The 13,059-nt window shown below is 64.1% G+C and carries 14 protein-coding genes; 2 read left to right on the top strand and 12 right to left on the bottom strand.

What is annotated here, in order from left to right:
• Positions 1-76: 76 nt before the first annotated feature.
• Positions 77-646, bottom strand: coding sequence for a TetR/AcrR family transcriptional regulator (locus UP06_RS24580; RefSeq protein WP_245305532.1), 570 nt, complete (start codon positions 644-646; stop codon positions 77-79).
• A gap of 366 nt (positions 647-1,012) precedes the next feature.
• On the opposite strand from UP06_RS24580, the gene UP06_RS24575 reads away from it, so the two are divergent.
• A complete protein-coding gene (locus tag UP06_RS24575) occupies positions 1,013-1,633 on the top strand; it encodes a hypothetical protein (RefSeq protein ID WP_045006226.1) in 621 nt (206 codons plus the stop codon).
• A gap of 373 nt (positions 1,634-2,006) precedes the next feature.
• Here UP06_RS24575 and ilvC read toward each other — a convergent pair whose 3' ends face one another.
• From ilvC to miaA, 9 genes are all read right to left on the bottom strand, one after another.
• The gene (gene ilvC / locus UP06_RS24570) at positions 2,007-3,026 is read right to left on the bottom strand and encodes a ketol-acid reductoisomerase (RefSeq protein ID WP_045006225.1); all 1,020 of its coding nucleotides are present in this window, start codon (positions 3,024-3,026) and stop codon (positions 2,007-2,009) included.
• A gap of 133 nt (positions 3,027-3,159) precedes the next feature.
• Positions 3,160-3,762, bottom strand: a complete 603-nt coding sequence (locus tag UP06_RS24565) for a LysE family translocator (RefSeq protein WP_045006224.1) — start codon at positions 3,760-3,762, stop codon at positions 3,160-3,162.
• Positions 3,763-3,769: 7 nt separating this feature from the next.
• Positions 3,770-4,645 carry an EamA family transporter gene (locus UP06_RS24560; RefSeq protein ID WP_045006223.1) on the bottom strand — a complete coding sequence of 292 codons (876 nt, stop codon included), beginning with the start codon at positions 4,643-4,645 and terminating at the stop codon, positions 3,770-3,772.
• 42 nt (positions 4,646-4,687) lie between these two features.
• Positions 4,688-5,383, bottom strand: a complete 696-nt coding sequence (locus UP06_RS24555) for a class I SAM-dependent methyltransferase (RefSeq protein WP_045006222.1) — start codon at positions 5,381-5,383, stop codon at positions 4,688-4,690.
• 3 nt (positions 5,384-5,386) lie between these two features.
• Complete coding sequence (gene ilvN, locus UP06_RS24550) at positions 5,387-5,929, bottom strand: acetolactate synthase small subunit (protein WP_045006221.1); 543 nt, start codon at positions 5,927-5,929, stop codon at positions 5,387-5,389.
• An 11-nt stretch (positions 5,930-5,940) separates the two neighbouring features.
• Complete coding sequence (locus UP06_RS41020; RefSeq protein ID WP_156163193.1) at positions 5,941-6,084, bottom strand: hypothetical protein; 144 nt, start codon at positions 6,082-6,084, stop codon at positions 5,941-5,943.
• Positions 6,081-7,034, bottom strand: coding sequence for a threonine dehydratase (locus UP06_RS24545; RefSeq protein WP_045006220.1), 954 nt, complete (start codon positions 7,032-7,034; stop codon positions 6,081-6,083). The genes UP06_RS41020 and UP06_RS24545 overlap by 4 nt, the downstream gene beginning before the upstream one ends.
• 4 nt (positions 7,035-7,038) lie before the next feature.
• The gene (locus UP06_RS24540; RefSeq protein ID WP_045006219.1) at positions 7,039-8,814 is read right to left on the bottom strand and encodes an acetolactate synthase 3 large subunit; all 1,776 of its coding nucleotides are present in this window, start codon (positions 8,812-8,814) and stop codon (positions 7,039-7,041) included.
• A 329-nt stretch (positions 8,815-9,143) separates the two neighbouring features.
• Positions 9,144-10,100: a tRNA (adenosine(37)-N6)-dimethylallyltransferase MiaA gene (gene miaA, locus UP06_RS24535; RefSeq protein WP_045006218.1), complete on the bottom strand. Its 957-nt coding sequence runs from the start codon at positions 10,098-10,100 to the stop codon at positions 9,144-9,146.
• A gap of 11 nt (positions 10,101-10,111) precedes the next feature.
• Here miaA and serB point away from each other — a divergent pair, with 11 nt between their 5' ends.
• Positions 10,112-11,017: a phosphoserine phosphatase SerB gene (gene serB, locus UP06_RS24530; protein WP_045006217.1), complete on the top strand. Its 906-nt coding sequence runs from the start codon at positions 10,112-10,114 to the stop codon at positions 11,015-11,017.
• Positions 11,018-11,156: 139 nt separating this feature from the next.
• Here serB and UP06_RS24525 read toward each other — a convergent pair whose 3' ends face one another.
• Complete coding sequence (locus tag UP06_RS24525; protein WP_045006216.1) at positions 11,157-12,674, bottom strand: Do family serine endopeptidase; 1,518 nt, start codon at positions 12,672-12,674, stop codon at positions 11,157-11,159.
• Between the two features lie 158 nt (positions 12,675-12,832).
• A complete protein-coding gene (locus UP06_RS24520; protein ID WP_045006215.1) occupies positions 12,833-13,039 on the bottom strand; it encodes a DUF2065 domain-containing protein in 207 nt (68 codons plus the stop codon).
• Between the last annotated feature and the right edge of the window lie 20 nt (positions 13,040-13,059).

Genomic DNA, 13,059 nt, shown 5'->3' with positions numbered 1-13,059 from the left:
ATGGACAAGCAACGCGTGTGGTGGTCCGACCTTCGCTTAATGTTAGCAGGCGGCGAACGGCCGCATGCCACGCACGCTAGCGCTTGGCGATCCCCGCGATGAACAGGTCGATCACCCCCTCCGCCATCCGTTCGATCTCACCCTCCTCCACCCCCCAGCGCGGGAAATGGCCGTCGAGATTCATCCGGGCAAAGCCGTAGACCAGGGCGCGGCCGGCGATCTGGATGCGCTTGAGATCGCCCGACCACAGCAGGCCCTGCTCCGCCGCCTCAGCCAGCATCCGCTCGGTCAGCGCGACCAGCTCGGCATTGTCGCGTGTCAGCCCGGCCGAGCTGCCATGGGTGAAATAGCGCCCGGTGGAGATGATCTCGAAATGCGCGGGGTTGCGCATCGCCCAGCGCAGATAAGCCAAGCCGAAGGCACGGAAGCGAGCCAGCGGGTCGGGCGCCGCCGCCTCGCCCAGCGCGGCCTCGATCTCGAGGCGAAAGCGCCGCTGCGCCTCCTCGGCCACCGCCGCCATCAGCGCGTCGCGATTGGGGAAGTGCCGGAACGGTGCCCCCGGCGACACCGCGGCCCGGCGCGCGGCCTCGCGCACCGAGACCTCGGCGCCCTCGGCCGCCAGTTGCAGCGCGGCATCGATCAACACGCGGCGGAGGTCGCCGTGGTGATAGGGCCGGGCTTCGGATGTTTGGCGACGGGCGCGAGGCTTCGGAGTTTGGCGGACAAGCTTAGGCATTCTGAGAGCCACGAAGGAGGTGCGCTCCCTCTCCCGCTTGCGGGGGAGGGTTGGGGGTGGGGGTCGTGCCGCGAGCGAGATTCCCCAAGTGGAGAAAGCCCCCACCCGGCGCTTCGCGCCGACCTCCCCCGCAAAGCAAGCGGGAGAGGTTGCAGCGAATTCGCGGCAACAGCCGAGCCTAGCATCACCCGAACGTGAATGTAAGCAGCGATTACACCATTGACGGCCAAGTCGCCACGAAATGTAATCGGCGATTACATAGGGGAGGAAATCATCATGTCGCAACGTCAAGGCTGGTTCGAAGGCTGGTGGCTGCTTGCCGCCTTCACCCTGAGCCTGATCGCTCTCAGCCTGTGGATCGCCTCGATGCGGCAGTTCGAGGTCGAGGGGGTCCGCATGGTGATCCGCTTCACCGCACGAAGCTCGCTGCTCCTGTTCTGTCTCGCCTTCAGCGCCGCTGCGCTGGCGCGGCTGTGGCCCAATGCCTGGACCCGCTGGCAGCGCCGCAACCGGCGTTATCTCGGCCTCAGCTTTGCCACTTCCCACGCCATCCACGCGGTTGCGATCGTCGCTTTCGCCAAAATGGATCCGGCGGCCTTTGCAGAGGCGACCTCGGCCGCGTCCTACATCTTCGGCGGCATCGGCTATGCCGTCATCGTCGCCATGAGCGCGACCTCGTTCGATCGCGCAGCCGCACTGCTCGGACCACGCGCGTGGCGCGCGCTGCACCTTGTGGGCGGCTATTATCTCTGGTTCCAGTTCATGGTGTCGTTCGGCAAACGCGTGCCGGCGATGCCGCTCTATGCCGCGTTCCTCGTTCCACTGCTCGCCGTGATGGCATTGCGGATGATCGCGATGGCCTCAAGCCCGACCCGGCGTACGGCCGAAGCGCAATAATGCGCGCGCAAGAAGGCGTAGCAGGTGTCGCTTCTTAAGTTGAAGTCGCACGCAAGCGTCGCACAGCGAGATTGATGACGGGATGAGAGAGTGGATGAAGAGACGAGTCTTCGACTCTGAAGACGCTGGCGTTTTGGTACCCGGAGTCTTGCGAGAACTGCTGAAAAACGACGCGAGACCAAGAATGTGGTTTAAGCGTCAGTTCTTGCTGCTCAGCGAGCACATGAACTCGCGAAGAATTTGAATGAAGCAGCAATGCTTCGCGCGAGAAGGAAAGAGCGAGATCGCTGTTTGCGATCTCGCTCAGATATAATCGCGAAGATTTAAGATTTGGTTTGGCGAGCGAAGCGTTGCTTTTTCGCTCTCGCAAAACTTAGTTCTTCGACTTGTCGACCAACGCGCCCTTCTTGATCCAGGGCATCATGTCGCGGAGCTTCGCGCCGACTTCCTCGATCGGATGTGCAGCGAGCTTGGCGCGGGTCGCCTTGAACGAGGTCTGGTTGACCTTGTTCTCGAGCATCCAGTCGCGGGCGAACTTGCCGGACTGGATGTCGTTCAGAACGCGCTTCATCTCGGCCTTGGTTTCCGAGGTGACGATGCGCGGACCGGTGACGTATTCGCCATACTCTGCGGTGTTGGAGATCGAGTAGTTCATGTTGGCGATGCCGCCTTCATAGATCAGGTCGACGATCAGCTTCACCTCGTGCAGGCACTCGAAATAGGCCATCTCCGGGGCGTAGCCGGCTTCGACCAGGGTCTCGTAGCCGCCCTTGATCAGCTCGACCAGGCCGCCGCAGAGCACAACCTGCTCGCCGAACAGGTCGGTCTCGCACTCTTCCTTGAAGGTGGTCTCGATGATGCCGGCACGGCCGCCGCCGACGGCCGAGGCGTAGGACAGGCCGAGATCATGGGCGTTGCCCGAGACGTCCTTGGAGATCGCGATCAGGCAGGGCACGCCGCCGCCGCGCTGATACTCGGAGCGCACGGTGTGGCCGGGGCCCTTCGGCGCGATCATCAGCACGTCGAGGTCGGCGCGGGGATCGAGCAGGTTGAAATGGACGTTGAGGCCGTGCGCGAAGACGAGCGCTGCGCCCTTCTTCATGTTGTCGTGCAGGTGCTCGCGATAGATGTCGCCCTGGAGCTCGTCCGGGGTCAGCATCATGACGAGGTCGGCCCATTTGGCGGCTTCGGCGACTTCCATCACCTTGAAGCCAGCGGCTTCCGCCTTCTTGGCCGAGGCCGAGCCCTTGCGGAGCGCGATCGCGACTTCCTTGACGCCGGAATCCTTCAGGTTCAGCGCGTGGGCGTGGCCCTGGCTGCCGTAGCCGACGATGACGACCTTCTTGCCCTTGATCAGGTTCAGGTCGGCGTCGCGATCGTAATAAACACGCATAGTCGTTTCCTCGGGTCTGGGCCAGAATCGGCCGTGGGTCAGGTCTCGGACGGTGAGATTTGCGGATTTCGGGGGCTGTCTAGAGCATTTTCAGCCCCCTGGGAAACCCGTTTCTGCATGGAAATCTGCGGCATCATGCATCCATGAAGACAGGATAAAGCGAGGCCAGCAGCAGGATCGCCATCAGGATATTGAAGGCGCGGACCAGCCGCTCGGAGGTCAGGACCGGTCGCAGTGCGGTGCCGAAAAAGGCCCAGAGCACGGTCGAGACCGTGCCCACGAGCAGGCTGATCACGGTCTGGATCGCGATGTTGATGGGGAACTGGGCAATCGCCGCATAAGCGGTGATGGTGCCGATCACGATCACCCAGCCCTTGGCGTTGATCCATTGGAACATGGCCGCGCCCCAGAAGGTCATCGGTCCGCGGCCATCCCCCGCGCCCGGCTTGGTTGGGCCGGAGAAAGCGATCACAGCGGCGAGGTAAATCAGGTAGGCGGCGCCGGCATATTTCAAAATGCTCTGGAGGATCGGATAGGCCAGGAACACCGTTCCGAGCCCAAGGCCGATGGCGCCGACCATGAAGGCGAAGCCGATGACGATGCCGGCGATGTGCGGGACGGTGCGGCGGAAGCCGTAGGTCAGACCCGAGGCCAGCAGCATGATGTTGTTCGGCCCGGGGGTGAAGTACATCACCGCCATAAAGGCGAGGAAGGCATAGAAGAGCGAGTAGGCCATATCCACCTCACGCAGTCTTCGGCAGCGCATGCGGCCGCTTGACCAGCACCATCACCGCAATGCCGCCGATCACGGTCAGCATGCCGGCGAGACGCAGCGGGCCGAACCGCTCGCCGAACACGATGCTGGAGGCGGCAGAACCCACGAACGGCACCAGCAGTGCGAACGGCACCACTTGGGCTGCGGGATAATCCCGCAGCAGCCGACCCCACAGCCAATAGGCGATGCTGGTGGAGATGGCGCCGATCACCAGCAGGCAGACGAGGCCGGTGAGCGACATATGAATCAGCGACTGCACAGTCGGCGCCGGTCCGTTCACAAGCAGCGTCAACACGAACAGCGGCAACGCGGTGACGAGGCAGAGCCAAGCGAACAGATCGAACATCGGCACGCCGCGAGCACCACGCAGCAGGATGTTGCCGACCGCAAAGCTAAGCGGCGCGATCATCAGCACCGCAAAGGCCCCGACGCTGAAATCGTAGCCGACGGTGCCGCAGATCATCAGCAGGCCGACTGCCGCGATGACGACGCCCAGCGTCTGCGCAGGCGTCGGGCGCTCGCCGAAAGCGAGCGCGGCAAAGCCGATCGTGAACAGCGCCTGGCTCTGCACGACGACGGAAGTCAATCCCACCGGCACGCCATGGGCGATGCCGTAAGCCTGGCTCAGGAACTGGCCGAGGAACAGTGTGAAGCTGATCGCGATCAGCAGCGACCAGGCGATCTTCGGCTTGCGAACGAACAGGCATGGCACCGCGGCAATCGTGAAGCGCATCGCCGTCATCAGCTCCGGCGAAAATTCGTCGAGCGCGATCCGGCTCGCCACGAAGGCAAGCCCCCAGATGATCGCCACCAGGATGGCGATGAGGATATCGGCCGGCTTCATTTTTGTTTCCGGTTCTGCTTTGTCGTGCAGCCCTGTTGTTGTCTAGCCTTGCTCGCCGGCTTTGGGTTTCCGCAGCAGATAGGTGCCGTGCATCGGCGCGTGATAGTCGACCGAAACCAGCGTGAAGCCGACATCGGTCAGCATCCGCTCCATCACCCAACCGAAGGTGGAATATTCGTCGCGCATATGCGTCACCACGCTCTCGTGCGAGAAATCGTGGTTCTTGATGTGGTAGTCGGCCCATTGCTCGACGTCGCGCTCGACGGCGTCGGGCATCGAGGCGTAAACGATGTCGCGCAGGTAGAATGTCGCGCCCGGCTTCAGCGCGCGATAGATCCGCGACATCGCCACCGCCTTCCAGAAATCCGGCAGATGGTGCAGCGTAAACTCGCTGACGATCAGGTCATAGGATTCCGGCTGGTAGGAGAAGCTGAGCAGGCCGGCGGACTGCGTGCGCACGGGCGCCTTGCGGTCGCGGGCATAGATCTCGGCAAGCGCCAGCATCGCCGGCGAGATGTCGATGGCATCGACCTCGGCGCCCATCAGCGACGCTTCGGTCGCCAGCACGCCGTTGCCGCAGCCGATGTCCGCAATCCGCCAGCCCCGCTGTACGCCCAACATTTTCAGCGCGGCGCGCGCACGTAGATCGGCATCGTCGTGGGAGTCGTAGATCGACGCCACCGTGGGCCCGATGCCCATCCGATTCCGCTCGTTATAGTACCAGTCGCGCGCCAGCATGGTTCACATCCCCTCAGGCCCGCGGCCGATCGCGGCAACGCCCGTGCGCGACACCTCGACAAGGCCAAGCGGACGCATCAGGTCGATAAACTGGTTGATCTTGTCCGTATTGCCTGTGATCTCGAACACGAAGCTCTCGGTGGTCGCGTCGATCACACGGGCGCGGAAGGCGTCAGCAAGCCGCAGCGCTTCGACGCGGTGGTCGCCCTCTCCGCGCACCTTCACCATTGCGAGCTCGCGCTCGATCGAGCGCTTGGTCAGCGTCATGTCGACGACGCGATAGACCGGGATCATGCGATCGAGCTGATGCTTGATCTGCTCGATCACCATCGGCGTGCCCGTGGTGACGATGGTGATGCGCGAGAGATGTTTCTGGCTCTCGGTCTCGGAGACGGTGAGGCTCTCGATGTTGTAGCCGCGGCCCGAGAACAGGCCGATGACGCGTGCGAGCACGCCGGGCTCGTTCTGCACGAGCACCGAAAGCGTGTGCGTCTCGTTGGGATCGTGACGCTCCTCGATGAAATAGGCGGATGCGGGCTGGTTCATTGTCGTCCCCTCTATTCTTTCTTGTCATGCCCCGCGAAGGCGGGGCATCCAGTAATCACCAGCGCCGAGATTCCCACGACGGCCGCGGCGTACTGGATCGTCCGGTCAAGCCGGACGATGACGGCGGAGTTATTGGTAAGCGCCGGCGCGATCATGCGACCACCCATTGCTTGAACAGATCGAAATCAATATTGCCACCGGACAGCACCAGACCGACGCGCTTGCCCAACAGTTTTGCCTTTTCCTGAATCGCCGCGGCGAGTGCGGCCGCACCGGCGCCTTCGGCGAGATTATGTGTATCGGTCCAATAGGCGCGGATCGCGGCAGCGACCTCAGCGTCGGTCACTTGCACGATGCGCGAGGCGCCCTTGCGGATCAGCGCGAACGCATCCTCATCGGGGATCCGCGTCGCCATGCCGTCGGCGAGCGTGTTGCTGGTCTGGGTGGTCACGATCTTCCCGGCCGCGAACGAGAGCGCGTAGGACGGCGCCTCGGTCGACTGCACGCCGACGATCTCGGTCTTCAGGCCGAGCAGATCGCGCGCCATGATGCAACCGCAGATGCCGGAGCCCTGCCCGATCGGCACATAGAGAATGTCGAGATCGGGCGCGGCCCTGAACAGCTCGAGCGCGTAGGTCGCCACGCCCAGCACCAGATCCGGGTGGAACGACGGCACCATATGGAGGCAGGCGAACTGCGCGCGGCGTGCGGCTTCCTCGCGCGCGGCCTGAAAGTCCTCGCCATGCTCGACGAGCTCGGCGCCAAAGGTCTTCATCGCCCGGTTCTTCTCGACCGAGTTGCCGCGCGGCATGTAAATCACCGCGGGCACGCCGTGGCGGCTCGCCGCAAAGGCAAGGCTCTGGCCGTGATTGCCGCGCGTTGCCGAGATAATGCCCGGAATGTTCGGCCGCTCACGCTTCAGCCGTTCGAGATAGACCAGCCCTCCGCGCACCTTGAAGGCGCCAATCGGCGTGTGGTTCTCGTGCTTGACCACGACCTGGGTGCCGAGGCGCTGGGCGAGCAAAGGCCAGGCGTGCGCCGGCGTCACCGGCACCGCCTGCCCCACGATCGCATGCGCGCGCTCGAGCTCCGTCAGGTCGAACATGGCCTCACACCAGCGCCTTGCCGCCCGCGAACGCCTTGGCAGTCGCCTCGTCGTTGGCCTGCTCGGGCAACAGCATCTCGTTGTGCGCCTTGCCGGAGGGGATCATCGGGAAGCAGTTTTCCAGCGCGGCGACGCGGCAGTCGAACAGCACCGGACGCTTGACCGAGATCATCTCCTTGATGGCGCCATCGAGATCGGCAGGCTTGTGCACCTGGAGGCCGACGCCGCCATAGGCTTCCGCAAGCTTGACGAAATCCGGCAGCGCCTCCGAGTAGGAATGCGACAGCCGGTTGCCGTGGAGCAGTTGCTGCCACTGCCGCACCATGCCCATGTACTGGTTGTTCAGGATGAAGATCTTGATGGGCAGCTCGTACTGAACCGCCGTCGACATCTCCTGCATCGTCATCTGCACAGAGGCATCGCCCGCGATGTCGATGACGAGGCTGTCGGGATGGGCCACCTGCACACCGACCGCAGCCGGCAGGCCGTAGCCCATGGTGCCGAGACCACCCGACGTCATCCAGCGATGCGGCTCCTCGAAGCCGAAGAACTGCGCGGCCCACATCTGGTGCTGGCCGACCTCGGTCGTGATGTAGGTATCCTTGCCGCGCGTCGCCTCGAACAGGCTCTGGATCGCGTGCTGCGGCAGGATGACGTCGTTGCTTTTCCTGTAATAGAGCGAGTTGCGGGCGCGCCACTGCGTGATCTGCTGCCACCACGCCTTGACGTCGGGCTTCTTCGCCTCCGCCTTGAACACCTGGAGGATGTCGCCGAGGATGTTGGCGCAATCGCCGATGATCGGCACGTCGACGCGGATGTTCTTGTTGATCGAGGACGGATCGATGTCGATGTGGATCTTCTTGGAGCCCGGCGAGAACGCATCGACACGGCCGGTGATGCGGTCGTCGAAGCGCGCGCCGACGCACAGCATGACGTCGCAATCATGCATGGTCATGTTGGCTTCGTAGGTGCCGTGCATGCCGAGCATGCCGAGCCAGCTCTTGCCCGACGCCGGATAGGCACCCAGGCCCATCAGCGTCGAGGTGATCGGAAAGCCGGTGACCTCGACCAGCTCGCGCAGCAGCTTGGTCGCCTCGGGACCGGAATTGATCACACCGCCGCCACTGTAGATCACGGGACGCTTGGCGCCTGCGAGCAGCGCCACCGCCTTGCGGATCTGCGTCGCATCACCCTTCACGCGCGGCGCATAGGAGCGGTGCACGTCGGACTTGCGCGGCGGATGATAGGTGCCGGTCGCAAACTGCACGTCCTTCGGCACGTCGACCAGCACCGGGCCGGGCCGGCCCGTGGTCGCAACGTAGAAGGCCTCGTGCAGCACTTTTGCGAGATCGTTGACGTCGCGCACCAGCCAATTGTGCTTCGTGCAGGGACGCGTGATGCCGACGGTGTCGCATTCCTGGAACGCGTCATTGCCGATCAGATGCGTCGGCACCTGGCCGGAGATGCAGACCAGCGGGATCGAATCCATCAGCGCGTCGGTCAGCGGCGTCACCATGTTGGTGGCGCCGGGGCCGGAGGTCACCAGCGCGACGCCCGGCTTGCCGGTCGAGCGCGCATAGCCCTCGGCGGCGTGGCCCGCGCCCTGCTCGTGGCGGACCAGGATGTGCTGGACCTCGCTCTGCTGGAAGATCTCGTCATAGATCGGAAGCACCGCGCCGCCGGGATAGCCGAAAATGTCGGTCACGCCGTGATCGATGAGCGCGCGGACGATCATCGCGGCGCCGGTCATCTGGTTCGGATCGTGGCTCTTGTCGCTCATTGGCTTGCTCCGGATGCGCTGTTGTCAGCGGCTTCGTTCGTGTCTGGTTCGGGAAATAAAAAAGGCCCCGAAGAGGGCCCATGCACACCGCCTGTCATGTGGATGGCAGTTAGCCACCCCCGGCGGTGTGCCTGGGTACGACGGCGATAAGGAGTTTGGTAATAATATTACGCATTGCGGTGGCTCGGCTTCCCAAAGGTTGCGCGAAACATAACGACCAAAGCCCGGATGTCAAGGCAGTGCGGCCGTTCCCGCGCGATTTTGGCAGTGTAGCGGTGTTCCCGAGGTTCGGCGAGAGGTAAAATTGGGAACTGAGGCACAAAAGCGCGTCAACTGGCGTCCCTCGCTGCGTTCGCGGCCGCCGCGAGCCAACCCCTCACCTCCTCTGGCTTCACCCATTCGAATTCGGGCAGCTGGTGCCGAAACCAGGTGAACTGGCGCTTGGCATAGTGGCGGGTATCGGCCCGGCCGATCGTGGCGGCCTCATCGAGACTGATCTCGCCGCGCAGGTGGCGGATCAACGCCGGGACGCCATGAGCTTTCATCGCCGGCAGCAGCGGATCGAGGCTGCGGGCGCCGAGCCGCTCGACTTCGTTCAACGCGCCGGCGCCCAGCATGGCGTCGAAACGAACATCGATGCGGGCATAGAGCTCCTCGCGCTCGGGTGCCAGAAACACTGCGCGAAAACTGTCCTTCGGTAGCAGCGGGGGCTGACCCTCGTGGTGCCAGTCGAGAAGGGAGCGCCCGGTCGCCTCAATCACTTCGAGCGCGCGCGCGATGCGGGTGCGATCACGCACGTTCAATCGTTCCGCGGCGCGCGGATCGCGAGCCGCGAGTTCCGCGTGCAGCGCCTCGACGCCGTTCCGCTCCAGCCGCGCGCGCACGTCCTCGCGCAGCTCGGCAGGGATCGGCGGTACCACCGAGAGACCAGCCGTCAAAGCCTTGAAATAGAGCCCGGTGCCGCCGATGAAAATCGGCAGGCGGCCTTCGGTCTGCGCCTCTTCCAGCGCCTTCGCCGCGTCGCTCACCCAGGCCCCGGCCGAAAAATTCACGGCTGCATCGACATGGCCATAAAGGCGGTGCGGCACCCGCGCCTCCTCAGCCCCTGTGGGGCGCGCCGTGATGATGCGGAGATCCCGATAAACTTGCATGGAATCCGCATTGATGACGACGCCGCCGGTGGCGAGCGCAAGCTCGAGCGCCAGCGCCGACTTGCCGCTGGCGGTCGGGCCTGCGATAAGCACGGCCTTGCCAACATGCCTTCTGCCGACTTGCCCCTCGCTCACGAAAACCTCAAATGTCCCTCGTCGCCACGCTGATCTGCAACCCCAATAATCCCGCGCTCGATAGCACCATCGTCGACGGCGCCCGCGCCGTGCTGCCCCAGGCGCTACCTGCGCACTGGCTGTTCGACGGGGTTGCGGTCGACATTCCCTTCGGCGCCGACAGTAACCTCGAAGGCGACCGTCACGCCATCGAGCAGCGGTTGCGCGAGCTTCGTGGCGATCTGCCCATCGACATCGTCGTGCAGCCTGTCGGCTTCCGGCGCAAGAAGCTTTTTCTCGCCGACATGGATTCCACCATGATCGGCCAGGAATGCATCGATGAACTTGCCGATTTTGCCGGACTGAAGGCGCATGTCGCCGGCATCACCGAACGCGCGATGCGCGGCGAGATCGAGTTCGAGCCGGCGCTGCGCGAGCGCGTCGCGCTCCTAAAGGACCTCCCCGTGGGCGTGGTCGACAAGGTGCTGGCCGAACGCATCTCGCTGACGCCGGGCGGCCGCGAGCTGGTCGCGACCATGCGCGCGCACGGCGCCTATACCTGCCTCGTCTCCGGCGGCTTCACGCTGTTTACGAGCGCGGTCGCCGCAAAGATCGGCTTTCAGGAAAACCGCGCCAACGAACTCGTCGTCCGCGACGGCAAGTTCACCGGCGAGGTGAAGGAGCCGATTTTGGGCCGCGCGGCCAAGCTGGCGACGCTGGTGGATTTGATGGAGTCGTTCGATCTCGACGATATCGACTCGGTCGTGGTCGGCGACGGTGCCAATGATCTGGCGATGATCCAGGCGGCGGGGTTCGGTGTGGCGTATCACGCGAAGCCGGCAGTGGCCGCAGCGGCGGCCGCAAAGATCGACCACGGCGATCTCACCGCGCTGCTGTATGCGCAGGGGTATCGACGCGAGGAGTTTGTGGAGGCGTAGTCTCCTCTCCGCCGTCATGCCCCGCGAAGGCGGGGCATCCAGTACGCCGCGGCGTCTCCGTATCCTCGCACTGTCTCTGGAATACTGGATCACCCGCTTTCGCGGGTGATGACAGTGAGGATGTGTTTCAGAGCGCTTCCTACTGCACGCTCAACGCCACGAAGCGCAGCTCGCCGTCACCATTCGAGACCAGCAGCAGCACCGACTTCTTGCCGTCCTTCTTGAGCTGGTCGACCCGCTTCTGGATGTCGGCACCGCTGGAGACGGCTTCCTGCGCCACCTCGACGATGACGTCGCCCGCGGAGAGCCGCTTCTCGGCGGCGTCCGAATTGGCCTCGACATTGGTGACGACCACGCCCCTGACGGTGTCCTTGATCTTGTAACGCGTGCGCAAATCCTTGCTGATCGTTGCGAGATCGAGGCCGAGCGCCTTCTGCGTCACCGGCTTCTCGGGCGCGGGCTCGTCGGTCTTCACCGCGGCCTGCACCTTGTCGGCATCCTGGAGGCGGCCGAGCGTGACCTTCTTGGTCTCTTCCTGGCCCTTGCGGATGACGATGACGTCGACCTCCTTGCCGACCGCCGTGTCGGCGACGACGCGGGAGAGATCCTTCGGATCCTTGACGTCCTTGCCGTCGAACTTGACGACGACGTCGCCGGGCTCGATGCCGGCGGGCTTGGCCGGGCCCTTGTCGTCGACGCCCGCGACCAGCGCGCCGCGCGGCGGCTTGATGTTGAGGCTCTCGGCGATCTCATCAGTGACGCTCTGGATGCGTACGCCGAGCCAACCGCGACGCAATTCGCCGAACTGGCGGAGCTGATCGACCACGCCCGCGACGGTCTTCGACGGCACCGCAAAGCCGATGCCGATCGAGCCGCCGGAGGGCGAGATGATCAACGTGTTGACGCCGACGACGTCGCCATCAAGGTTGAACAGCGGGCCACCGGAATTGCCGCGATTGATCGCAGCGTCAGTCTGGATGTAGCTGTCATAGGGACCTGAGGAGATGTCGCGGTTCTTGGCCGAGACGATGCCGGCCGTCACCGTGCCACCGAGGCTGAACGGGTTGCCGATCGCAACCACCCAGTCGCCGAGGCGAAGCTTGTCGGAGTCGCCGAACTTCACCGAGACCAGCGGCTTCGGCGGCTTGAACTTCAGCACGGCAAGGTCGGTCTTCTTGTCGACGCCGACCAGCTCGGCCTTGATCTTGCTGCCGTCATTGAGAATGACGTTGATCTCGTCGGCATCCGCGATGACATGGTTGTTGGTCACGACGACACCGGAGGTGTCGATGATGAAGCCGCTTCCGAGCGAATTGGCTTTGCGCGGCGGGCCACTGCCGTTATCGCCGCCCTTGCCGCCGCCGCCGGGACCCCTTCGGTTCTTGAAGAAGTCGTCGAAGAACTCCTCGAAAGGCGAGCCGGGCGGCAGTTGCGGCATGGTGTTGCTGCCGCCGCCGCCCTTGGCTTCGACGGTCTGCGACGTCGAGATGTTGACGACCGCGTCGATCACCTTCTCGGCGACGTCGGCGATGCCTTCCGGTCCGCGCGCTTGAGCCGGCGAGCCGAACGCGCTGAAAGCGCCGACGGCGAGCGCAGCCAGCCCAAATCGCAAGCGGATTGGGCGCAAGCGGGTCGGGGCAATTGTGGCAGCGGTCATTGTGGTCTCCAGAGAAAAGGATTCGATGCCAAGGACTCGGCTCCAAGACTGCGCTCGAACCGGGGGACGGCGCAAGCACGGAGCTTAACGGGCCTCAAGAGCCAGATAATACGGCGAAAACCTGCCCTGCGCCTTCACTTTGGCGTTGGCGCGTCCCTCTAAATGGGCCGCCGCATCACCCAGATCAGGATCAATCCGGCGACGGCCGAACCGATCCCAACCGCGCGCAGGACGTTGTCCGGCGTGGCGATTGCGCTCTTCATGGCCTTGCGCATCCAGGCGGGACTCGCCGCGAACATCAAGCCTTCGAGCACGAACAGGATGCCTAAGCCGATGAGGAAGTCGGCGAACGCAATGGACCTCATCGGATTGGAACCTCCCGTTA

It is taken from the genome of Bradyrhizobium sp. LTSP857 (genome assembly GCF_000938285.1).
Classification (GTDB): Bacteria; Pseudomonadota; Alphaproteobacteria; order Rhizobiales; family Xanthobacteraceae; genus Bradyrhizobium.
The sequence above is the reverse complement of the archived record's forward strand: the minus strand, read 5'-3'. Positions and strand labels throughout refer to the sequence as shown.